The 22,089-nt window shown below is 70.7% G+C and carries 18 protein-coding genes and 1 pseudogene; 7 read left to right on the top strand and 12 right to left on the bottom strand.

Annotated features, from left to right (window positions below; translation table 11 throughout):
- Positions 1–28 precede the first annotated feature (28 nt).
- Entirely contained in the window at positions 29–1,576 is a 1,548-nt protein-coding gene (locus VZF99_RS02730; RefSeq protein ID WP_407335650.1) for an HNH endonuclease, read from the bottom strand.
- 117 nt (positions 1,577–1,693) lie between these two features.
- Between VZF99_RS02730 and VZF99_RS02725 the strand changes: the two genes are divergently transcribed.
- Complete coding sequence (locus VZF99_RS02725) at positions 1,694–2,458, top strand: IclR family transcriptional regulator (protein ID WP_407335649.1); 765 nt, start codon at positions 1,694–1,696, stop codon at positions 2,456–2,458.
- Here the strand turns inward: VZF99_RS02725 and VZF99_RS02720 are convergent.
- The gene (locus VZF99_RS02720; RefSeq protein ID WP_407335648.1) at positions 2,455–3,240 is read right to left on the bottom strand and encodes a 2-keto-4-pentenoate hydratase; all 786 of its coding nucleotides are present in this window, start codon (positions 3,238–3,240) and stop codon (positions 2,455–2,457) included. The two genes, VZF99_RS02725 and VZF99_RS02720, sit on opposite strands and share 4 nt — an antisense overlap.
- Positions 3,241–3,291: 51 nt before the next feature.
- Here VZF99_RS02720 and kstD point away from each other — a divergent pair, with 51 nt between their 5' ends.
- Entirely contained in the window at positions 3,292–5,022 is a 1,731-nt protein-coding gene (gene kstD, locus VZF99_RS02715; RefSeq protein WP_407335647.1) for a 3-oxosteroid 1-dehydrogenase, read from the top strand.
- Between the two features lies 1 nt (position 5,023).
- Positions 5,024–5,884, top strand: coding sequence for a MaoC/PaaZ C-terminal domain-containing protein (locus VZF99_RS02710; RefSeq protein ID WP_132062691.1), 861 nt, complete (start codon positions 5,024–5,026; stop codon positions 5,882–5,884).
- 19 nt (positions 5,885–5,903) lie between these two features.
- Here VZF99_RS02710 and VZF99_RS02705 read toward each other — a convergent pair whose 3' ends face one another.
- The 3 genes from VZF99_RS02705 to VZF99_RS02695 are packed head-to-tail and all read right to left on the bottom strand — an operon-like array spanning position 5,904 to position 7,550.
- Entirely contained in the window at positions 5,904–6,947 is a 1,044-nt protein-coding gene (locus VZF99_RS02705; RefSeq protein WP_407335646.1) for an LLM class F420-dependent oxidoreductase, read from the bottom strand.
- Between the two features lie 10 nt (positions 6,948–6,957).
- The gene (locus VZF99_RS02700) at positions 6,958–7,302 is read right to left on the bottom strand and encodes a hypothetical protein (RefSeq protein WP_182635985.1); all 345 of its coding nucleotides are present in this window, start codon (positions 7,300–7,302) and stop codon (positions 6,958–6,960) included.
- Positions 7,299–7,550, bottom strand: coding sequence for a hypothetical protein (locus VZF99_RS02695; protein ID WP_067711720.1), 252 nt, complete (start codon positions 7,548–7,550; stop codon positions 7,299–7,301). The genes VZF99_RS02700 and VZF99_RS02695 overlap by 4 nt, the downstream gene beginning before the upstream one ends.
- Positions 7,551–7,584: 34 nt before the next feature.
- On the opposite strand from VZF99_RS02695, the gene treS reads away from it, so the two are divergent.
- Both treS and VZF99_RS02685 read left to right on the top strand, forming a co-directional pair.
- Positions 7,585–9,384 (top strand): maltose alpha-D-glucosyltransferase, encoded by a 1,800-nt coding sequence (gene treS / locus VZF99_RS02690; protein WP_185951184.1) that lies wholly within the window; start codon positions 7,585–7,587, stop codon positions 9,382–9,384.
- Complete coding sequence (locus VZF99_RS02685; RefSeq protein ID WP_407335645.1) at positions 9,381–10,766, top strand: maltokinase N-terminal cap-like domain-containing protein; 1,386 nt, start codon at positions 9,381–9,383, stop codon at positions 10,764–10,766. Before treS ends, VZF99_RS02685 begins: the two co-directional genes overlap by 4 nt.
- Before the next feature lie 61 nt (positions 10,767–10,827).
- Here VZF99_RS02685 and VZF99_RS02680 read toward each other — a convergent pair whose 3' ends face one another.
- A complete protein-coding gene (locus VZF99_RS02680) occupies positions 10,828–12,480 on the bottom strand; it encodes an AMP-binding protein (RefSeq protein ID WP_407335644.1) in 1,653 nt (550 codons plus the stop codon).
- 190 nt (positions 12,481–12,670) lie between these two features.
- On the opposite strand from VZF99_RS02680, the gene VZF99_RS02675 reads away from it, so the two are divergent.
- The gene (locus tag VZF99_RS02675; protein WP_407335643.1) at positions 12,671–13,753 is read left to right on the top strand and encodes an alpha/beta hydrolase; all 1,083 of its coding nucleotides are present in this window, start codon (positions 12,671–12,673) and stop codon (positions 13,751–13,753) included.
- 54 nt (positions 13,754–13,807) lie between these two features.
- Here the strand turns inward: VZF99_RS02675 and VZF99_RS02670 are convergent, their stop codons facing one another.
- The 6 genes and pseudogenes from VZF99_RS02670 to VZF99_RS02645 form a co-directional block, all read right to left on the bottom strand.
- A complete protein-coding gene (locus tag VZF99_RS02670) occupies positions 13,808–14,980 on the bottom strand; it encodes a lipid-transfer protein (RefSeq protein ID WP_407335642.1) in 1,173 nt (390 codons plus the stop codon).
- A complete protein-coding gene (locus VZF99_RS02665) occupies positions 14,980–15,417 on the bottom strand; it encodes a MaoC family dehydratase (RefSeq protein ID WP_120284621.1) in 438 nt (145 codons plus the stop codon). Before VZF99_RS02665 ends, VZF99_RS02670 begins: the two co-directional genes overlap by 1 nt.
- The gene (locus VZF99_RS02660) at positions 15,414–16,502 is read right to left on the bottom strand and encodes a bifunctional MaoC family dehydratase N-terminal/OB-fold nucleic acid binding domain-containing protein (RefSeq protein ID WP_407335641.1); all 1,089 of its coding nucleotides are present in this window, start codon (positions 16,500–16,502) and stop codon (positions 15,414–15,416) included. Before VZF99_RS02660 ends, VZF99_RS02665 begins: the two co-directional genes overlap by 4 nt.
- 33 nt (positions 16,503–16,535) lie before the next feature.
- Positions 16,536–17,699, bottom strand: a complete 1,164-nt coding sequence (locus tag VZF99_RS02655; RefSeq protein WP_325768604.1) for an acyl-CoA dehydrogenase family protein — start codon at positions 17,697–17,699, stop codon at positions 16,536–16,538.
- Between the two features lie 153 nt (positions 17,700–17,852).
- Positions 17,853–18,785: pseudogene (locus tag VZF99_RS02650) on the bottom strand (acyl-CoA dehydrogenase family protein); the annotation flags it as partial.
- A 155-nt stretch (positions 18,786–18,940) separates the two neighbouring features.
- On the bottom strand, positions 18,941–21,112 hold the full coding sequence (locus VZF99_RS02645) for an acyl-CoA dehydrogenase family protein (protein WP_407335640.1): 2,172 nt from the start codon (positions 21,110–21,112) through the stop codon (positions 18,941–18,943).
- A 202-nt stretch (positions 21,113–21,314) separates the two neighbouring features.
- Here VZF99_RS02645 and kstR point away from each other — a divergent pair, with 202 nt between their 5' ends.
- Positions 21,315–22,055 (top strand): cholesterol catabolism transcriptional regulator KstR, encoded by a 741-nt coding sequence (gene kstR, locus VZF99_RS02640; RefSeq protein ID WP_396444139.1) that lies wholly within the window; start codon positions 21,315–21,317, stop codon positions 22,053–22,055.
- The last annotated feature ends 34 nt before the right edge of the window (positions 22,056–22,089 follow it).

Here is a 22,089-nt window from a genome sequence, read left to right as displayed (position 1 = left end):
GGCACTCCAGGGCGGTGCACGCCGGCACTCAGGCCGGCCGTGCGCGCGCCCGGGCCGCGCCCGGAGGGTTCGTGAGGTGACCGTCTGCGCTGATGAGCCGGTCGGCGAAGGCGTTCCACTCGCGTTCCCGTATGGCGTCGCGCGCACGGGCCAAGGGGCCCTTGGGTCTGGTGCGGTGTTGGTGTCCGGTGTCGGTGAGGATGATCAGTTCGCCGAGTGGGCCGGGCCTGTAGGCGTTGGTCCCGAACGTCTTCTCCCGGTGGTGTTTCCGACACAGGCAGACGAGGTTCCACTCGGTGGTCGGCCCGCCGAGCTCGGGGTCCTTCGTGTTGAACGCGATCACATGGTCCACGTCACAGTCCTCCGCGGGAACCGAACACCCCGGGTGGCGGCAGGTGCCGTCGCGCATGCGGATGCGCTCCGCCATCGCGGGGGTGATCAGGTAGCGCAGGGCGTGTTCCGGGGAGTCGAGCACGCCGGGGGCGGGGTCGACGAGTTCGAACCGCACGCGTGCGTCGTCGCCCTCCAGCAACTGCTGGCACAACCAGGAGTAACTGCTGTATGCGCCGTGCACGAACTCCACGCGGTTGGGCAGCCCCTGCGCGGCCGCGGCGATCACGCTCACCCGGACCGGCCGGCCGGCTGCGGCGGCGTTACCGAGCGACGGCCTGGGCATGTCCGCACCCACGGTGACCTCACCCAGCTCGATCGATCCGTCGTCCCCCGGGCCGAAGTCCGCCCCGCCGGCGTCGGCGGGCGCCGGGGCCGGGGTGGGCGCCGGGGCGTACACGGCGAGGGAGGCGAGAGCGTCGGCACGCAGCTGATCCAGCGTGCCAGGCACCCCGTCTCCGGAGGCAGCGCGGGCGTCGGTCTCGATACGTCCCCGCAGCAACTCCGCATCGGCCAGAGGCAGCTTCGCCCACAGCGAGGCCATCCCGTCCCGGCCCGACCGGAACCGGACCGTACGCGTGAGCGCCGCCCGGGCCCGGGCATCCTCGGCGCCCTCCGGGTCGAGCCGGCCGACGGCCTCATCGATCCGGCCGTCCACCGAATTGCGAGTCGGCCGGTCACCGCCGTCCAGGTCGTCGACGATGCCCGCCACGACCTCGTCCTCCACGTCCGAGATGATCGAGTCGGGCACCTCGGCCAGCTTGCAGGCGATGTCGATGGCGAGCTGTTCGGGAACGACCCCGCGCTCCACCGAGGCCCGCAGTCGCGCGAGCCGCGAATGGATCTGGACCCCGGCGGTGACCAGACGCGCGGCGTGCCAGCACGTGAGCTGACAGGCCGCCACGAGATGGTCACGAGCCCTGGACTGCGGGCCCAACCGTGCGTATGCCGGACGTGCACGAGCACCGCTCCCGGCGACCCCTTCGGTGCGGTCGACGCCCGTGCCGACCTCGTCCGCCCGGGACATCTGCTCGACCAGGGCCGCTGCCGCCTCCAGCCTGGTGGCACCTGCCCGGTTCTGCGCCAGGGTCGCGGCCCGTGCCGCCTCGCTCACCGCCGTCGAGTCGAGCCCGCCCAGGGATTCCGGAACCGCGAAGAGTGTCGTCGTCGTCGTCAATTCCCCCACCTCCTGCCGCCGCGCCCATATTAGAACCTGAGTTCGACACTACGAGACGGCGCGCGTTAGCGCAAGTGTTCGATCATCCCGGCTTCCGGTGTCCGACCCGCGCGCTACACTCACCGCATGACCGAGCCCCCCACTTCTCCCGTCGACCGCGCCTTCGAGGTGCTACGCGTGACGGCGGGCGGGACAGGGATGACGCTCAGTGAGATCGCGCGCGAGACCGGGCTGGCCAAATCCACGACGCTGCGGCTCCTGGTCGCGCTCGAGCGCAACGACGCGGTGACGAGGATCGGGCAGCGCTACCGGCTGGGGCCGTTGGTGCACGAGCTGGACCCGATCCCGGTCTCGCCGGCGTACGAGCGGATCCGCCGGGTGCTCACACCGTTCCTCGCGCACCTCTTCGAGGCCACGCGCGCGACCGTTCACCTGGCCACCCTGCACGGCGACGAGGTGGTCTACCTCAACAAGTTGCACGGGCCGCGGCCGATCCCGTCGCCGTCGAGGATCGGCGGCGGCCTGCCGGCGTACTGCACAGGGGTGGGAAAGGCGATGCTGGCGTTCGACGAGGCAGCGGCCGAGCGCGTGGCGCAGGGGCCGTTGGTCGAGTGGACGGACACCACTGTGACCTCCCCCGACGCCCTGGCGGTGGAGCTCGCCGAGATACGACGGAGGAGACGCGCGATCGACCGCGCCGAGCTCACGCCCGGCCTGTACTGCGTGGCGGCGCCGGTGTTCGACGACGACGACGAGGAGCTCGCAGGCGGGACGCGGGCAGTGGCCGCGTTGTCCGCCAGCGCGGCGGACGAGAGCGCGCTGGCCCGGCTCGAGCCGCTGGTCACCCGCGTCGCCGCGGCGGCCGGTCGCGCGCTGGCCGCGGACGGTTAGCGGAAGTCCATGGTGACGTCGCCAAGCCCGGCGAACTCGGCGCGGAAGCTGTCGCCCGGGGCGGCGTCCATCGCGCGGATCGCGGTGCCCGGCAGGATCACGTCGCCCTTGCGCAGACGGACACCGAACTTGGCGACCGTCGACGCGAGCCACCCGACCGAGTTGAGCGGGTTACCGAGCACCGCGTCGGAACGCCCGGACGCGAGGAACTCGCCGTTCTTGTAGAGGGTCGCGTCGATCGCCGCGACGTCGATGTCCGCGAGCCGGACCCGCTGCTCGCCCACCACGTAGCCACACGACGAGGCGTTGTCCGCGATCGTGTCGGGCAGCGTGATCTTCCAGTCCCGGATGCGGGAGTCGATCAACTCGATCGAGGGGACGACCCACTCGATCGCCGCGGCGGCCTCCTCCTGGGAACATCCCTCCGGCGGGATGTCGGCGCCCAGGATGAAGCCGACCTCCACCTCGACCCGCGGGAAGCAGAACCGGGCCGCCTCGATCGCGGTGCCCTCGGGGTATTCCATCGTGTCGAGCAGATGCCCGTAGTCGGGCTCGTCGACGCCCATCATCTCCTGCATCGCCTTGGACGCCAGGCCCACCTTGTGGCCGGTCACCACCGCGCCGGCATCGAGCCTGCGGCGGATGTTGACCAGCTGGATCTCGAAGGCGTCGTCCGGGGTCATGCCAGGATGGTCGTCGGTCAGCGGCGCGATCGGCGCGACGTCCGACTCGGCGTCCCAGAGTCGCTGGGCAAGTGTGGCGCGGGTCTCCTCGTTGAGCATGAGGGGGATGCTACCTGGGCCGTCTGGCGCCACGGCGCTCAGTTCTATAACGTGTTCTACATGGCAGACCAGGAATTCGACGTCGTCGTCGTCGGCAGCGGTGGAGCAGGCATGACGGCCGCCCTCGCTGCAGCAAAGAGGGGCCTCAGCGTGGTCCTCGTAGAGAAGGCCCCCCACTACGGAGGCTCCACCGCGCGCTCCGGCGGCGGCGTGTGGATCCCCAACAACTCCGTGCTCCGACGCGACGGCGTCCTGGACACCCCGGAGGCGGCCCGCACGTACCTCCGCTCGATCATCGGCGACGCGGTGGAGCCCGAGAAGATCGACACCTACGTCGACCGCGGTCCCGAGGTCCTGGACTTCGTCCTCGCCAACAGCCCCCTGCGGTTGGAGTGGGTCAAGGACTACTCCGACTACTACCCCGAGGCTCCCGGTGGGCGTCTCGGCGGCCGGTCCGTCGAGCCCAAGCCGTTCGACCTCCGCCAGCTCGGGTCCGAGGCCGACAAGCTGGAGCCGGGCTACGCCAAGGCGCCGGTCAACATGGTGGTGATGCAGTCCGACTACCGCTGGCTCAACCTCCTCCAGCGTCCGCACACCAAGGGCATCAGGCGTTCGATCCGGGTCGCCCTCCGGATGTTCCTCGCCAAGGCGCGCGGGCAGAACTCGGTGGGGATGGGTCGCGCGCTCATCGCCGCGATGCGCAAGGGCCTGCTCGACGCCGGCGTTCCGGTGTGGCTCGAGACCCCCATGACCGGCCTGGTCACCGAGGGTTCGGGCACCCAGGAGCGCGTCGTGGGCATCACCGTCACCCGCAGCGGCGAGGAGGTGACCCTCCGTGCGCGACTCGGCGTGGTGATCGGGTCCGGTGGCTTCGAGCACAACCAGGAGATGCGCGACAAGTACCAGCGTCAGCCCATCCCCACCTCGTGGACCGTCGGAGCCGCGGCCAACACCGGTGAGGGAATCGAGTACATGGAGAAGACCGGCGCCTCACTGTCCTTCATGGAGGACGCTTGGTGGGGTCCGACGATCCTGCTGCCGCGCGGCCCCTGGTTCGCGCTGGCCGAGCGCTCGCTGCCGTGCTCGTTCATGGTCAACTCCCGTGGTGAGCGGTTCATGAACGAGTCGCTGCCCTACGTCGAGGCCGGCCACAAGATGTACGGCGGCGAGTTCGGGCAGGCGCCCGCCGGGCAGGAGGGAACCCCCGGCGAGAACGTCCCGGCCTGGATCATCTTCGACCAGGAGTACAAGAACCGGTACCTCTTCGCCGGCCTCCAGGCCAAGCAGCCGCTGCCCCGGAAGTGGCTCGAGACGGAGAACTTCCACAAGGCGGACACCCTCGCCGAACTCGCCGGCCTCATCGGCGTGCCGGCGGAGGCGCTCGAGCGGACCGCCGAGAAGTTCAACGGCTTCGCCGCCAAGGGCGTCGACGAGGACTTCAGCCGCGGCGAGTCGGGGTACGACCACTACTACGGCGACCCGACCAACAAGCCCAACCCGAGCCTCGGCCCGGTCCGCAAGGCGCCGTTCTACGCCGCCAAGATGGTCCCGGGCGACCTCGGCACCAAGGGCGGTGCGAACACCGACGTCCACGGCCGGGTCCTCCGTGAGGACGGCTCCGTGATCGAGGGCCTCTACGCCGCCGGAAACGCGTCCTCGCCGGTCATGGGCCACACGTACGCCGGCCCCGGCGCGACCATCGGCCCCGCGATGGTCTTCGGCTACCTCGCCGTGGAGAACATGCTGGCCTCCACCCCCTCCACCGAGAAGACGGGAGTCTGACGTGCCGATCGACCTCGACAAGGCCCTCGGGGCCGAGCTCCCCTCGCAGGAGTTCTCCTGGACCGCCTCCGACGTGGCGCTCTACGCCCTGTCGGTGGGCGCCGCCGCCGACCCGATGGACACCACCGGTCTGGAGTACGTTCACGACACGGCGCCCAAGGTGCTGCCGTCGTTCGCCACCGTCGCCGCGACGATGAACGTCACCGAGGCCCCCCGCGTGTCCTTCCCGGGCGTGGAGATCGACCTGGCCAAAGTCGTCCACGGCAGCCAGTCGGTGAGACTGCACCGGCCCATCCCGGCGGCCGGAACGGCGACGACGACGACGACGATCGCCGAGATCCAGGACAAGGGCTCGGCCGCGGTGATCATCCAGGAGTCCGAGACGGTCTCCGCCGACGGTCAGAAGCTGTGGACCTCGCGCTCGGGCATCTTCGCCCGCGGCGAGGGTGGCTTCGGCGGCGATCGCGGGACCTCCGAGAAGGTCGAGTACCCCGAGCGGGAGGCCGACCACACGATTGAGGTGGCCACGCTCCCCCAGCAGGCGCTGTTCTACCGCCTCTGCGGCGACCGCAACCCGCTGCACTCCGATCCCGCGTTCGCCGAGGCGGCCGGGTTCCCCCGCCCGATCCTCCACGGCCTGTGCTCGTACGGCCTGGTCCTGCGGGCGGTCGTGGATCAGGTGCTCGGCGGCGACGTGGCGCGCGTCGGCGGCTACGGAGTCACCTTCGGCGGCATCTTCTTCCCCGGCGAGACCATGCGCATCCGGGTGTGGGAGGAGGGCTCGCGACTGCTCGTGGCGGCGACCGTCGCCGAGCGCGACGACGCCCCCGTGCTGAAGAACGTGGTGGTCGACCTCGCCTGACCGGCGCTGGTGGGGCGGTTCAGCAGAGCTCGCGGAACTGCTCCACCAGCCGGAGGCGACCCGGGGCGTCGAGCGCCATCGGGGTGACGGTGAGCGTGGTGGCGCCGGCCTCGCGGAACGCCTCGACCCGCTCGGCCACGTATCCCGCCGGGCCGATGAGAGAGACCGACCGGACCAGCTCGTCGGGCACGGCCGCGGCGGCCTCGTCCTTCTTGCCGTCCAGGTAGAGGTCCTGGATACGGGCGGCCTCGGCCTCGTAGCCGTAGCGGCAGGCGAGCTCGTTGTAGAAATTCTTGCCGCGCGCGCCCATGCCGCCGATGTAGAGGGCCAGGTGCGGTCGCACGAAGTCCAGGTAGCCGGGGACCTCGTCCTCCTCGCAGATCGCCAGTGCGGGCCCCGCGTAGACCTCGAGTTCGCCCAGCGACGGATCGCGCTTCTCCCGGCCCCTGGCCAGCGCGTCGCCCCAGGCCAGGTGCGCCTTCTCGGGGTGGAAGAAGAGCGGCTGCCAGCCGTTCGCGACCTCGGCCGCGAGCTCGACGTTCTTGGGCCCCAGGGCGGCGAGGATGATCGGGATGTCCTCGCGCACCGGGTGGTTGATGAGCTTGAGCGGCTTGCCCAGGCCGGTGCCCTGATCGGCGGGCAGGGGGATCTGGTACTTCTTGCCGTCGTGGACGACCTTCTCCCGGCGCCACACCTTCCGGCAGATCTCGATGATCTCGCGCGTGCGGGCCAGTGGCGCGTCGTACTTCACGCCGTGGAAACCCTCGACGACCTGCGGTCCGGAGGCGCCCAGACCGAGGGTGAAGCGACCGTCGGAGACGTAGTCCAGGCCCGCCGCGGTCATCGCGGTGAGCGTGGGCGTGCGGGTGTAGATCTGCAGGATGCCCGAGGCCAGCTCCATGGTGGACGTCTTGGCCGCGAGGTAGCCGAGCTGGCTGACCGCGTCGAACGAGTAGGCCTCGGGGACGAACGCGATGTCCAGTCCCGCCCGCTCGAGGTCGGCGGCCTCCGCGGCCGTCTCGGCGAATCCGCCGCTGTAGTTGAGAGCCATTCCGATGCGCATGCGCGCAACGCTACCGGGGGGCCCGGTCACCCCGGATCACCACGTCGAGCTCGCTCCCGATCCGCACGAACACCCCGACCCGGCGACGCATCGGCGTATCGGTGCGTTCGTAGCCCACCAGCCGCATCCGCGCGTCGGAGGCGACCTCCAGGACGGTGTGCTCGGGCAGGTCGACGTCGGAGGTGGGGACGACGACGAGGTCGGCGGTCCCCAGCATCCGGGCCAGTCGCAGTCGGCGCGTCGGTTCGTCCCCCCGGCGACGCAGCCACCGGCGCACCGCGACCACACAGGCCGCGATCCCCCACGCGACGAGCGGGAGCAGCGCCACGAGCGTGAGCACCCAGCCGGGGCTCACCGCCGCACCGCCACGCGGGTGAACCGCATCGGGTCCAGCCAGGGGCCCCGCTGCACGAGTGCCCGCGTGCCCCCCACCGGTTCCAGGCCCCTGGACCGGGCCGCCGCGTAGACGACCGACCGGGGTAGCCGTAGCTCCCAGGGTCGGATGACCACCTCGTCGTCGTCGCCGTCGAGCCGCACCGCGAGCGCACGGGCGCGCCGACCGTGCCGGCCCCGATACCACCGCGCCGGGTCGATTTTCCGCATGCAACGGATCGTACGGGGCCGTAGGCTCGCCCCCATGGCACCGAAGCCCAGCCTTCAGTCCGAGTCACACCCCGCCGATCCCCGTGCGGCCGATCCGGAGCTCACCGACGACGGGCACGTCGTCGAGCCCAGCGCGGACGACTACCGTCACGCCACCGAACTCGAGATCAACCACGACTGGTACAAGTCCGCGGTGTTCTACGAGGTCCTGGTGCGGGCCTTCTACGATTCCGACGGCAACGGCACCGGCGATCTGCGCGGGCTCATCGAGAAGCTCGACTACCTCGAATGGCTCGGCGTGGACTGCCTGTGGCTGCCGCCGTTCTACGACTCGCCGCTGCGCGACGGCGGGTACGACATCCGCGACTTCCGCACCGTGCTGCCGGAGTTCGGCACCGTCGAGGACTTCGTGGAGCTCCTCGAGCAGGCGCACAGCCGGGGTATCCGGGTGATCACCGACCTGGTCATGAACCACACCTCCGACACCCACGCGTGGTTCCAGGAGTCCCGAGCGGACCCGACGGGCCCGTACGGCGACTTCTACGTCTGGTCGGACGATGACGCCCGGTACCCGGAGGCCCGCATCATCTTCGTCGACACCGAGTCGTCCAACTGGACCTACGACCCGGTGCGCGGACAGTTCTACTGGCACCGCTTCTTCTCCCACCAGCCCGACCTCAACTACGACAACCCCGAGGTCCAGGAGGCGATGATCGACGTCCTGCGCTTCTGGCTGGACCTGGGCATCGACGGGTTCCGCCTGGACGCCGTGCCGTACCTGTTCGAGCGCGACGGCACCAACTGCGAGAACCTGCCCGAGACCCACGAGTTCCTCCGCAAGTGCCGGGCCGTGGTCGAGGAGGAGTTTCCCGGGCGTGTGCTGCTGGCCGAGGCCAACCAGTGGCCCGAGGACGTGGTGGACTACTTCGGCGAGTCCGAGGTGGGCGACGAGTGCCACATGGCGTTCCACTTCCCGCTGATGCCTCGGATCTTCATGGCGGTGCGGCGGCAGTCCAGGTTCCCCGTCACCGAGATCCTCGCCCAGACCCCGGACATCCCGTCGTCGGCGCAGTGGGCGATCTTCCTGCGCAACCACGACGAGCTGACGCTCGAGATGGTCACCGACGAGGAACGCGACTACATGTACGCCGAGTACGCCAAGGACCCGCGGATGAAGGCGAACATCGGCATCCGCCGGCGCCTGGCCCCGCTGCTCGACGGCGACACCAACCAGCTCGAGCTGTTCACCGCGCTGCTGTTGAGCCTGCCCGGGTCGCCGATGCTGTACTACGGCGACGAGATCGGCATGGGCGACAACATCTGGCTCGGCGACCGTGACGCCGTCCGCACCCCGATGCAGTGGAGCCCCGACCGCAACGCCGGTTTCTCCCGCTGCGACCCGGGCAGGCTGTACCTGCCGGCGATCATGGACCCGCAGTACGGCTACCAGGGCGTCAACGTGGAGGCGCAGATGAACTCCACCGCCAGCCTGCTGCACTGGACGCGGCGCATGATCCACGTCCGCAAGAGCCACCCGGCGTTCGGGCTGGGCGAGTTCACCGACCTCGGCGGGTCCAACCCGTCGATCCTGTCCTACCTGCGCTCGCTGGATTCCGACGGCACGGGCACCGACGTGATCCTGTGCGTCAACAACCTGTCGCGGTTCCCGCAGGCGGTGCGCCTGGACCTGGCGGAGCACGCTGGTCGTCAGCCCGTCGAGCTCACCGGCGGGGTGCCGTTCCCGGAGATCGACGCCGACCCGTACCAGCTCACGCTGCCCGGGTACGGCTTCTACTGGCTCGAACTGCGCAGCCCGGAGGAGGGACCGAGATGAGTATCTCCCCGGTCGACGACGACACCCTGGCCCGACTGCTCACCGACTGGCTACCCGAGCAGCGGTGGTTCGCCGGCAAGGGGCTGGAACTCACCGGAGTGCGGATCACCCGGCGCGAGGTGTTCCTGGACGATCCCGGGGTCCTGGTCGAGCACCTGCTGGTGGATCTCGAGGTGGACGGTCGGCCCCAGCGCTACCAGGTGCCGATCGCGACCGCGGCCGAGTTGCCGGGTGACCGACGGGCGTTCCCGTTGACCCCGGAGGGCGCCTCCCCCGTGATCTACGACGGACTGCGCGACCCCCGCGGCACCGAGTCCCTGCTCCGCCACCTGGCCGGGCAGGACGAGGTCGGCGGGCTGCGGTTCCGACTGGTCCCCGGCGCCACGCTGCCCGAGCCCACGTGGGGGCGGCTGCTGGAGGGTGAGCAGTCCAACTCGTCGCTGGTGTACGGCGACGACCTCATGGTCAAGGTGTTCCGGCTGGTCCAGCCGGGCGTGAACCCCGACGTGGAGCTGCACGCCGCGCTGGCCGACCGGGAGTGCCCGGCGGTGGCGGCGCTGCGGGGATGGGTGGAGTTGGACGACGACGACACCCCCGCCGGCGACACCGGGGCCGGGCCCACCACGCTCGCCATGGCCCAGGAGTTCATGGCCGGGGCGGCGGACGGGTGGGCGATGGCCACGGCGAGCGTGCGCGACCTGTTCGCCGAGGCCGACCTGCTCGCCGAGGAGGTCGGCACCGACTTCGCCGACGAGAGCTTCCGGCTGGGCGCGGCCGTCGCGCAGGTGCACGAGGACCTGGCGGCGGCGACCGGGGTGAGCACCCGGGACGGCACCGAGCTGGTGGCGTCGATGCGGGCCCGCCTGGATGCGGCGGTGGCGGAGGTGCCGGAGCTGGCGGAGTTCGCCGACGCGGCCCGGGCGGTCTTCGACGAGGTGGCGGGATCCGGCCCGGTGCGGGTGCACCGCATCCACGGCGACCTGCACCTCGGCCAGACGCTGCGGGCCCCGGACCGGTGGATCGTCATCGACTTCGAGGGCGAGCCGGCCGCGCCCCTCGCCGAGCGACGGGTGGCCGACGCCCCCGCCCGCGACGTGGCCGGCATCCTGCGCAGTCTCGACTACGCGGCGCAGCACACCCTGGTCGGTGTGGAGGACCGGCAGCTGCGGTTCCGGGCCCGCGAGTGGCGCGACCGCAACGTCGACGCCTTCTGCGCGGGGTACGCCGAGGTCAGTGACTCCGACCCGCGCGAGACCGGTGCGCTGCTACGGGCCTACACGCTCGACAAGGCGCTGTACGAGGTCGTCTACGAGACGCGGAACCGACCCGGCTGGGTCGCCGTGCCGATGGGCGCGATGCGGCGCATCCTCACCGCGGACTGACACGCCTGTCGCCCACCCGGCCGGTCGGGCGGGTGGGCGACAGGGGCGACACCGTGAGGCGTCAGTTGCTCGAGATCCGCTCCTTGGCCCACTTGTAGTCGGCCTTGCCCGCGGGCGAGCGTCGGATCTCGGGGACGTCGACGATCACCTTGGGGACCTTGTAGTTCGCCAGGGACTCGCGCAGGAACGCCGAGAGCTCCTCCTGCTCGGCCGACATGCCCTCGCGGAACGACACCACCGCGGCGACCTTCTGGCCGTACCGCTCGTCGGGAGCACCGGCGACCAGCGCGTCGTGGACGGCCGGGTGCGCCTTGAGCGCCTGCTCGACCTCCTCCGGGAACACCTTCTCGCCACCGGTGTTGATGCAACCCGAGCCGCGGCCCAGGAAGACGATGGTCCCGTCCTCGCGGATCTGGCCCATGTCACCGAGCACCGCCACCCGCTGGCCACCGACCTCCGGGAAGGTCCTGGCGGTCTTCTCCGGATCGTTCCAGTAGCCGAGGGGGACGTGGCCGCGGCGCACGATGTAGCCGATCTCGTCCGAACCCGGCGCGATCGGGTTGTTCGACTCGTCGATGAGGCCGAGGCGCGGGGTGGGGGCCAGGAGCATCTCACCCTGCTCGTTAAGGTTCATCTCGCCGTCGTTGCCGGTCTCGGACGCGCCGAAGTTGTCGCGGATGATGACGTTCGGGAACGCCTCGATCAGCCGGTCGCGGGAGGTCTTGGACCAGATGCCGCCGCCGGACGCGACCATGAACATGGCGCTGAAGTCCTTGGTCTCCTTGGCCGCGAGCAGGGCGTCGGTGATCGGGACCGCCATGCCGTCGCCGACGAACATCAGCAGCTGGGCCTTGTACTCGGCGGTCGCGTCCACGATCACCTCGGCGTCGAAGTCGCGGAACATGACCAGGTGGCCGCCCAGGTTGACGAAGGTCAGCAGGGTGAACAGGCCGGCGCCGTGCATGAGCGGGGCCGAGATGACGATCTTGAAACCGCCCTCGGGCGAGACGTTGTCCGCCACCTCCTGCGGGCTGTGCCGCTTGTCGCCGTACGGGTTACCACCGGACAGGCACGCGTAGTAGTAGTCGGACATGTGCCACTGGACGCCCTTGGGGAACCCGGTGGTGCCGCCGGTGTAGACGATCCAGTGGTCGTCGCCGCGCACGGGCTCGAAGTCGCGCTCCGCGGACTGTCCCGGCAGCTCGGCGTCCACGTCGACGACCGTCAGGCCGTTCTCGGCGCAGGCGTCGGCGAGGACCTGCGGGACGCCACCCACGACGAGGACCGTGCGGGCGGTCTCGAGCTTGGGCACGGCGGCGGCCATGGTCTCCGCGAACTCCGCGTCGACCAGGACGGCGACCGACTGCGAGTCGTTGAACAGGTAGACCAGCTCGGCCGGGGTGTAGCGGTAGTTGACGTTGATCCCGGCCACCCGGATCTTCATGGCCGCGACGATGGCCGCCATGTGCTCGGCGCTGTTCTTCATGTACAGCGCGATATGGCTCTGCGGCTCCGCACCGTGGGCCTTGAGGAGATGACCCATCCGGTTGGCGAGCTCGTCGATCTGACGGTAGGTGTAGTCGACCCCGTCCATCGTGAGCAGGAGGTTGTCCGGGATCTTGTCGGCCACGGCCTCGAAGACGGCGGCCTCGTTCATCTCCGGATTGGTCCCGGCGAGGGGATCGGTGGACTGGTCGGCTGCTGCATCAGTCATCGGGCGGGTCCTTTGCACGCGGGGGCTAACTGTGTCGTCTCTCACATTGTGACCTGAACTTGTTCTCGTGTCCAGACGCGGGTCTGACCTGCGCTGATTTCAGATTGCTGGAACAGGTTCTATTCACTATAGGCGGCCGCACCGGCAGGTCGCTGCAGCGGTGGGGCCGGGGAGGGCCTACATTGCGAACATGAGCGGATCACGGTCCAGAAATCCCGGCCCGCCGTACGACGGCGGTCTCCGGCTGCCGCGTTCGACGGGGTCGGGTGACGTGCCGCAGGATGGCCGTCGCTCGTCGGCGCGGGAGGCCGACCGGCCCTCGCGGCGGAGCGGCCCGACCCTGCACGGCCCGTCCGAGCAGGGCACTCTGCGGTCCCGCGGGCTCGCGGGAGGGCTGCGGATGTTCGTCCGCCCGGCGCTGGACAGGATGCCCGCGACGGACGTCTCGCTCGGCCGCCTGCGTGCGCTGACCTCCGGCGCCGGGCGGGCGGCCGCCCTGGAGAGCACCAACGACTGGTCCGGGGACGGGCCCGTGCCCGGCCTCTGGGTGGGCCGCAAACGCTTCTTCGACTCGGACAAGGTCATTTTCCACATCCACGGGGGTGGTTTCACGTTCGGATCGCCGTGGTCGCACAAGGCCCTGGCGTCGAGGCTCGCCAGCGAGACCGGCGTCCCCGTGTTCCTGCCGGACTACCGACTCGCCCCGGAGCACCCGCACCCGGCGGCCACCGAGGACACGATCGCCGGGTGGGAGTGGCTGCTGGAGATGGGCTTCCCGGCCGAGAACATCGTGGTCGCCGGAGATTCCGCGGGGGGCAATCTGGCGATGCAGCTGGTCGCCCACCTCGAGCGGACCGGGGCGGCGATGCCCGCCGGCGTCGTCCTTCTCTCCCCGTGGGTCGACCTGGACTTCACCGACATGACCGCGCGGGACCGGGCGCGCAAAGACCCCTTCCTCGCGCTGGGCCTGGCCGAACTGTGTCGTCGCCAGTACGCACCGGGTGTGGACACGGACGATCCGGCGATCTCCCCGATCAACTACGAGCCCTCGCCCGACTGGCCGCCGTTCCTTATCCAGTGCGGCGGCGAGGAGATCTTCAGCGGGGGGATCGAGAAGATGGCCGAGAACTTCGCCGAGCACGGGGTGCGTCACGAGTTCCAGCTGTGGCCCCACCAGTTCCACGTGTTCCAGGTCTTCCACCCCCTCGTCCCCGAGGCGAAGATCGCGGTGCGGGACATCGGGTCGTTCGTGCGCGGCTGCCTCCAGAGCTGAGCCGGGCAGGCGGCAGGCCGAGCCCGAGCCCTGCCGCCAACGCCGGGCCCCCTGTCAGACGGTGAGCACCAGCCCCGAAGTGGGCACGCCGGTCCCGGCGGTCACGACGAGCTTCTCGGCACCCGCCACCTGGTTCACCGAGTCGCCGCGGAGCTGACGGACACCCTCGGCGATCCCGTTCATCCCGTGGATGTACGCCTCGCCGAGCTGGCCGCCGTGCGTGTTGAGCGGCAGCCGTCCGCCCACCTCGAGCGCGCCGAGCTCGCGGACGAAGTCCTTGGCCTCACCGCGGCCACAGAAGCCGAGCTCCTCGAGCTGCATGAGGACGTACGGCGTGAAGTGATCGTAGAGGACGGCCATGTCCATATCCTCGGGACGCAGGCCGGACTGCGCCCACAGCTGGTCACCGACGATGCCCATCTCCGGCAGTCCCGCGAGCTCGGGGCGGTAGTACGAGGTCATGATGTACTGGTCCGGCCCGGACCCGGACGCCGCCGCCGCGATCGACACCGGCCGGTTCGGCAGGTCGCGGGCCCGCTCGGGCGTGGTCACCACGATCGCCTGACCGCCGTCGGACTCCTGGCAGCAGTCGAGCAGGTGCAGCGGCTCGGCGATGTACCGCGAGTTCTGGTGGTCGGCCAACGTGATCGGCTTGCCGTGGAAGAACGCGGCGGGATTGGCCGCGGCGTGCTTGCGGTCGACCACCGCGACCCGGCCGAAGTCCTCGCTCGTGGCGCCGTACTCGTGCATGTAGCGCTGCGCGACCATGGCCACGAACCCGGCCGGGGTGGACAGGCCGTGCGGGTAGGAGAAGGCGTTGTCCGTGCCGGAGGAGTTGACCTGCTGCACCAGCGCCGAGTTGACCTGGCCGAAGCGCATCCCGGAGCGCTCGTTGAACGCGCGGTAGCAGACCACGACCTCGGCCACGCCGGTCGCCACGGCCATCGCGGCCTGCTGCACGGTCGCGCACGCCGCGCCGCCGCCGTAGTGGATGCGGGAGAAGAAGTTCAGGCTGCCGATCCCGGCGGCCCGGGCCACCGCGATCTCGGTGTTGGTGTCCATGGTGAACGACACCAGGCCGTCGACGTCCGAGGGCTGCAGCCCGGCGTCGGCGACGGCCGCCTGCACGGCCTCGGCGGCCAGCCGCAGCTCGGAGCGGCCGGAGTCCTTGGAGAAGTCGGTGGCGCCGATGCCGACGATTGCCGCCTTGTCTGAGAGAGAGCTCATCAGGCCGGGTCTCCGTTCATGTAGAGGGTGGCCGTGGAGGTGACGTGCGCGCCCAGCGAGTCGGTGCCGACGATCTTCAGCGTCACCAGCCCGTCGTCGTCGACCCCGGTCACCTCGCCGGTGAGGGTGAGGGAGTCATAGGCGTACCAGGGCACGCCCAGGCGCAGCTTGATGGACGTGATGCGGGCGCGCTGGCCCGCCCAGTCGGTGACGAACCGCTGCACCAGACCGGTGTCGGTGAGGATGTTGACGAAGATGTCCTTGGACCCCTTGGCGTGGGCCAGGTCGCGGTCGTGGTGGACGTCCTGGAAGTCCCGCGTCGCCAGGGCGGACGCCACGATGAACGTCGGTGTGCCCTCGATGGTCAACTCGGGGAGCCGGTCCCCCACCGCCACGGCGGGCGGGGTGGCCGGACAGACGGTACGGTTCTCGCTCACTTGACGGCCCCTTCGGTCCTTGCGGGTGACCCCGCGGATTCCTGACGGTCGACAGGGCGTGCGCCGGCCGGGCGCCAGGCGTACAGCGTCCACGGCTTGGTGCCGAACGCGGCGTCGGCGGAGGAGTCGCCGGGCATGTCGAGGAACTCCACCTCGACCTCCATGCCGATCCGGACCTCCGCCGGCTCGATGTCGCGCAGCTCGCCGAGCATGCGCACTCCCTCCTCCAGCTCCACCAGCGCGATGACGAACGGGAACCTGGTGCGGCCCGGCACGCGCGGGGCGTGATGGACCACGAAGCTGTACACGGTGCCGCGGCCGGAGGAGACCACGTAGTCGGTCTGCTCGGACTTGTCCCTCCACAGCGCCGGGACGGGCGGGTGCTGCAACGAGCCGTCCTCGCGGGTCTGGATGCGCAGCTCGTGGGCGGCGACGCCGTCCCAGAAGAACTGCGTGTCGTGCGAGACCGACGGGCGCAGGACCTTGCCCACCACCAGGTCGTCGGTGGCCGAGCCGGACCTGGCGACGATCTGGTCGGCGGGCGCCGGCTCGGGCTCGGCGGGCTTCGCCGCGGGGCGGAACTTGAGGATGCGGAAGTCCATCTCCGCGACGACCTCGTCACCGACGCGCCAGTAGTTGCGGGTGGTGAAGAACCAACCCTCCCCCAGGCCCGTGGTCTTGGGGCCGACCACGTCCACCAGGACGGACTCGATGGTCACCTCCTCGCCCGGGCGGGTGTACCGGTGGTAGGTGGAGTCGCAGTTGGTCGCGACGACCGAGGTGAAGCCCTCGGCGTCGAGGAGGTCGGTCATCCGACCCAGCGGGTCGTCGGCCTCACGGGTCTTCCCGAGCCCGCGCATGGTCCACACCTGCGCCATGGCCGGCGGTGCGACCGGTCCGCCGTGTCCGGCCGCGCGTGCGGCCTCCTCGGAGGAGTAGATGGGGTTGGTGTCACCGATCGCCTCGGTCCAGTTCCGGATCATCGGCGTGTTGATCGGGTCGCGGCCCGCACGGCGGGCGCTCCCGCCGGCGGCGCGGACCTCCTCGGCGGCGGCGAGGATACGGGCGGCCTGCTCGTCACTCATGGGTACCTTCTCGGTGGATCAGGGGGATGGTCTCTAGCGGGCGGTGCGGGGCATGCCGAGGCCACCCATGCAGGTCAGTTCGCGCATGACCTCGTTGACACCGCCGCCGAAGGTGATCACCACGTTGCGCTTGTTCATCATGTCGAACCAGCGCTGCAGCGCCGCGGTGTCGGGATCGGTGGGGTCGCCGAAACGGCCGAGCAGCTCCTCGACGATCCGGCCGACGTGCTGGATCTCCTCGGTGGAGAACACCTTCGAGGCCGCGGAGTCGCCCATCGACGGGTTCTCGCCCATCGAGGAGACCTTCCAGTTGAGCAGCTCGTTGAGCCGGACGATCGCGAAGATCTCCGCCAGTCCGCGCCGCACCTCGGGCCGGTCCAGGTGGCGGACCCCGTCCGGGCCCGTGCCTCGGGCCCAGGCGGCCAGCTCGTCGTAGTACCCGCCCGGACGCCCGGACGGCGCGAGCATGACGCGCTCGTGGTTGAGCTGGGTGGTGAGCATCTTCCAGCCGCCGTCGACCTCGCCCACCACCATGTCCGCCGGGACGCGCACGTCCGAGTAGTAGGTGGCGTTGACGTGATGGGCGCCGTCGCAGGTGATGATCGGGGTGAACGAGAAGCCGGGGTCGGTGGTGTCGACGATGAAGATCGTCAGCCCGCGATGGCGCGAGTCCGGGGTCCCGGTGCGGGCGGCCAACCAGATGTAGTCGGCGTGGTGGCCGCCGGTGGTCCACATCTTCTGACCGTTGATGATCCAGTCGCCGGTGGCCTCGTCACGCCTCGCGGTCGTGCGCAGGGCGGCCAGGTCGGTGCCGGCGTCGGGCTCGGAGTAGCCGATCGCGAAGTGGATCGACCCGTCGAGGATGCCGGGGAGGAACTTCGCCTTCTGCGCTTCGCTGCCGTACTTCTGCAGGGTCGGACCCACGGTCTGCAGCGTCACCGACGGCAGCGGCACGTCCGCACGCGTGGCCTCGTTGGTGAAGATCTGCTGCTCGATGTGGCCGAAGCCCTTGCCGCCGTACTCGGCGGGCCAGCCCACGCCCAGCCAGCCGTCGCGGCCCATGCGCGTGATGATCTCGGCGTAGGTGTCGCCGTGACGGGTGGTGGCGATGTCCGCCGCCTCCTCCGGCGAGATGAGCGTCGAGAAGTACTCACGCAGCTCGGCCTGCAGTGCGCGCTGTTCGGGCGTGAGGTCGATGAACGCGCCGTCGGCGTCGGCCGGGGTGGCGTCCGCGGCGGGGGCGGCACCGCCCGTCTCGATCCTGTTGACCGGGTCCGCGGCGAGCGCGGCACCGAGCGCGTCGAGGTGCAGCTGCGGGCCGCCGACGAACCGTGCCAGGTCCTTGACCGCCGAGGAGTACCGGAACATCGGGTAGGTGACGTCCACGCCCACCCCGCCGTGCAGGTGGTGCAGGATCTGGACGGCCCGCGGGCCCTCGGCCGCCAGCCAGTAGGCGCCGATCGTCGGGTCGGACTCGTAGCGGTCCCCGGACCCGGCCAGGCCCTCCGAGATCCGCCAGGACACGGACTGCGCGATCACGTGGAGCGTCTGCGAGACGATGTACACGTCCGCGAGCTCCTGTTGGACCGCCTGGAACGACCCCAGCGCCTTGCCGAACTGCTGGCGCTCCTTGAGGTAGCCGGCGGTCATGTCCAGCGCGCCGCCGACGAGACCGTCCCCGTGCGCGATACAGGCGGACAGGACGAGACGTCGGAACACCTCGAGGACGGGCTCCGATCCCGAGCCGCGCAGGACGTCGTCGTCGTCGACCTCGGTGGCCTCGAACCGCATCGCGTACTCGGGCACCCCCAGGGAGCCGAGGGTGGGCGTCAGGGTGACGCCCGGGGCGTCGGGGGCGACGACGACGAGTGCGGCGCCCTCGGACGTGGACACCGGCACGAGTACCGAACGGGCCTGGGCCGCATACCGCACCGACGTGGCGGTCCCGGTGAGCTTCCCACCGTCGAGCCGCACGGTGGGCTCGAGCGGCAGTGGGCGTCCGGGCTCGGCGACGGCGGCGGTGAGGATGCGGCCGTCCTCGATGCCCTCGAGGAGCCGGGCCTGCTGGTCGGGGGTGCCCAGCGCGACGATCGGCGCCACGCCGAAGCCCAGGGTCTCCAGGACGGGGATCACCACTCCGGCGCGGCCGACCTCCTCGAGCACCACCGCGATGTCGGCGGGCGTGAGGTCGTCCCCGCCGAGGGCGGACGGCAGGCCCAGGGAGAGCAGACCGGACTCGGCGAACGCGGCCCACAGCCGCTCGTCGAAGCCGGCGTCGTCCACGCCGCGGCTGGGTAGCGCGGTGAGCAGTTCCTCGGCCGGGGCGGCCGTCGACAGTGCGCCGGCCACCGCCTCGGCGACGGCGGCCTGGGTCTCGGTACGGGTGAAGTCCACGGGGGTCAGTCCTTAATCGGGAGGGGGTCGGTCACGTGCTCGAACTAGTCCCTGGGCAGGCCGAGGATGCGCTCGCCGACGACGTTGAGCAGGACCTGCTCGGTGCCGCCGGCGATCGACAGGCAGCGGACCATGAGGAACTTGCGTCCCTGCTCGGTGAACTCGACGCCGCCGGTGCCGGTGAGCTGCAGGCCGAACTCGGCGATGTCCTGCCGGTGGCGCACGCCCACGATCTTGCGGACCGAGGACTCGGCGCCCGGGCCCGAGCCGGCGAGGCTGCGCAGCGCGGTGCGCAGGTCGAGGAGGTTGCCGACGACCCCGTCGGCGACGTGCTTGCCGAACTCGTCGAGCACGAGCGCGTCATCGGCCACACCGGCGGCGTTGATCAGCCCGATGATCTCCTCCGCCGCGTCGCCGAGCGACGAGCCACCGCCCATGGCCACGCGCTCGTTGGCCAGGGTGGTGCGGGCGATCTTCCACCCGTCGTTGACGGTGCCCACCTGGAACTCGTCGGGGACGAACAGGTCCTCGAGGTAGACCTCGTTGAACAGGGCCTCACCGGTGATCTCGCGCAGCGGCCTCGTGCGGATGCCCTCGGAGCGCATGTCCACGAGGAAGTACGTGATCCCCTTGTGCTTGGGGGCGCCGGAGTCCGTCCGGGCCAGGCACATCGCCCAGTCGGCCTCGCGGGCCAGCGACGTCCACACCTTCTGTCCGTTGAGCTTCCAGCCGCCGTCGACCTTCTCGGCGGTGGTGCGCAGGGCGGCCAGGTCGGAGCCGGCGCCGGGCTCGGAGAACAGCTGACACCACCTGATCGCCCCGGCCATGGTGTCGCGCACGAGCAGGTCGGCGTGCTCGGGGGCCGCCTGGAGGATGGTCGGCACCGCCCAGCCACCGATGGTGATGTCGTGGCGGGTCACACCGGCGGCCTCGAGCTCCTCGTCGATGAGGAGCTGCACGGCCGGGCTGGCGCCGAGGCCCCACGGCTCGGGCAGGTGGGGCATGAACAGGCCCGTGTCGGCCAAGGCACGCTTGCGCTCGTCACCCTCGACCGCCGCGACCGTCGCCACCAACGCGCGGATGTCCTCCCGCTTGGCGTCGAGACCCTCGATCTCCGACAGGTCGATGTCCAGGTGACGACGCTTGCCCGACAGCGTGAGCTCGGCCAGGGATCGCCGCCAGCGGGCGGAGCCGCCGATCGCCTGGCGCAGTGCGCCCGCCCGGCGCATGTAGAAGTGGGCGTCGTGCTCGAAGGTGAAGCCGATGCCGCCGAGGATCTGGATGCAGTCCTGGGAGTTGCGCACGGCGTTGTCGAAGGCCAGGGCGCCGGCCACGGCCGCTGCGACGGGCAGCTCCGAGTCGCCGGCGAGCAGGTCCTCCGCGGCCGCGGCGGCGTCCCACGCCAGCGCACGGACCTGCTCGGTGCGGCACAGCATGTCGGCGGCGAGGTGCTTGATGGACTGGAACGAGCCGATCGTGCGCCCGAACTGCTCGCGGATCTTGGCGTAGTCCACCGCGGTGGCGAGCGTGTAGTCGGCGACGCCCGCGGCCTCGGCGGCGGCCAGGGTGACGAACAGCTGGTGGACGTGTGCGGTGGTGACGCCCTCGAGGACGCGGTCGGCCGGGATCGTCACGCCCTGCAGGCTGACGTGGCCGATCGACGCCGAGATGTCGTACGGGGTCGCCGGGGTGACGGTGAGCCCCGGCGTGCCCGCCTCGAGAAGCGCCCAGCGGGTGGCGCCGTCCACCTCGACGGGCAGCAGCAACCCTCCGCCGGGGGTGCCGCCGTAGGCGACGCCGGGATCGCCCGTGATCTCCCCCGACCCGTCCAAGGTCGCGGTGCCGATGCCCAGGCACACCCCGACGGGCAGGCCGCCCTCGGCGATCGTCTCACCCAGCGCGTTGGCGACGGCTCCGCCTGCGCGCGAGACCAGGACACCGGTCAGCGCGGTGGACAGGACCGGGCCCGGCGCCATCCTCGCGGCGGCCTCCTCGAGCATGCACGCCAGGTCGACGACCTCGGCGCCGGCGCCACCGTGCTCCTCCGCGATCGCGACGCCGAACAGTCCGAGTTCGGCGAGCTGGGGCCACAAGGCCGTCCAGGCTTCCGGATCGTCTTCCTGGGCGCGTACCGTGGCCACGGGATCGGCGGACCTGGCCCAGGCCTTGATCGAGTTCTGGATCTCGGTCTGATCCGGGGTGGTGGCGATACTCACTGCTGGGCTCCTCGGGCGCTACGGGGGATCCGTACTCGTCGCGGGCCCGCTGACCCGCGCACTGCACGCCATAATAGAACGTGTTCTAGGTAACGTGTTCTAGAATGCACCAGCGGGGTCCCGAACGCACACCCGGGTCCCGCCCCAGACCGCCGGAATGCCCCGCCGACCCGATCCGACCAGCGCAGAAGGTGCCGCTTCCATGACCAAGAGCTCAGCCGAGACCGGTTCCGCCGCAGCCGCGTCGGATCCCGCCCCCCGGAGTGACGAGCCCAGCACGTCGTCGCAACGCGAGCGCCGTCGGCGGATCCTGGACGCGACCCTCGCCCTAGCCGCCAAGGGCGGGTACGAGGCCGTGCAGATGCGTGCCGTCGCCGAGAAGGCGGAGGTCGCGGTGGGCACCCTCTACCGGTACTTCCCGTCCAAGGTGCACCTGCTGGTCTCGGCGCTCGCCCGTGAGTTCCGTCGGCTCGACCAGCGCACCGAGCGGTCCGCCCCGCCCGGCGACACCGCGCAGGAGCGGATGAAGGTCGTGGTGGAGATGATCACCAAGTCCATGCAGCGCGACCCGAACCTCACCGAGGCGATGACGCGCGCCTTCATGTTCGCCGACGCCTCTGTGGCCAACGAGGTCGAGGAGGTCGGCTTCTACATGGACCGGATCCTCGCCCGCGCGATGGCCCAGGGCACCCCGGACGAGGTGCAGCTCTCGATCGCCCGGGTCGTCTCCGACGTGTGGATGTCCAACCTCGTGTCGTGGCTGACCCGCAGGTCGTCGGCCGCCGAGGTCGCCACCAGGCTCGGTCTCACCATCGATCTGCTGCTGGGCAGCGACGACTCTCCCCGCCGGGCCCGGATGCACACCGCGATCGGCAACGGCCACGACACAGACTCGGACTCCGACCCCGGCGAGATCGGCGAGGGCAGAGACTCAGCCGTCTGACAACCCGCCCAGAGCGGCACCGCAACCGCTCCCG

The organism is Dietzia kunjamensis (assembly GCF_045689975.1).
Classification (GTDB): Bacteria; Actinomycetota; Actinomycetes; order Mycobacteriales; family Mycobacteriaceae; genus Dietzia; species Dietzia kunjamensis.
Note: the sequence above shows the minus strand (reverse complement) of the source record. Positions and strands in the feature narration are given on the sequence as shown.

Bases quoted from the DNA above. Each gene is read 5' to 3' on its own strand.
- VZF99_RS02705 (WP_407335646.1), bottom strand. From the start codon at position 6,947: ATGCGCATCGGAATGGCTCTCAACTACAGCGGCGGATTCGCCGAGACG.
- VZF99_RS02695 (WP_067711720.1), bottom strand. From the start codon at position 7,550: ATGCGGAAAATCGACCCGGCGCGGTGGTATCGGGGCCGGCACGGTCGG.
- VZF99_RS02725 (WP_407335649.1), top strand. From the start codon at position 1,694: ATGACCGAGCCCCCCACTTCTCCCGTCGACCGCGCCTTCGAGGTGCTA.
- treS (WP_185951184.1), top strand. From the start codon at position 7,585: ATGGCACCGAAGCCCAGCCTTCAGTCCGAGTCACACCCCGCCGATCCC.
- VZF99_RS02675 (WP_407335643.1), top strand. From the start codon at position 12,671: ATGAGCGGATCACGGTCCAGAAATCCCGGCCCGCCGTACGACGGCGGT.
- kstR (WP_396444139.1), top strand. From the start codon at position 21,315: ATGACCAAGAGCTCAGCCGAGACCGGTTCCGCCGCAGCCGCGTCGGAT.
- VZF99_RS02685 (WP_407335645.1), top strand. From the start codon at position 9,381: ATGAGTATCTCCCCGGTCGACGACGACACCCTGGCCCGACTGCTCACC.
- VZF99_RS02720 (WP_407335648.1), bottom strand. From the start codon at position 3,240: ATGCTCAACGAGGAGACCCGCGCCACACTTGCCCAGCGACTCTGGGAC.
- VZF99_RS02670 (WP_407335642.1), bottom strand. From the start codon at position 14,980: ATGAGCTCTCTCTCAGACAAGGCGGCAATCGTCGGCATCGGCGCCACC.
- VZF99_RS02680 (WP_407335644.1), bottom strand. From the start codon at position 12,480: ATGACTGATGCAGCAGCCGACCAGTCCACCGATCCCCTCGCCGGGACC.
- VZF99_RS02660 (WP_407335641.1), bottom strand. From the start codon at position 16,502: ATGAGTGACGAGCAGGCCGCCCGTATCCTCGCCGCCGCCGAGGAGGTC.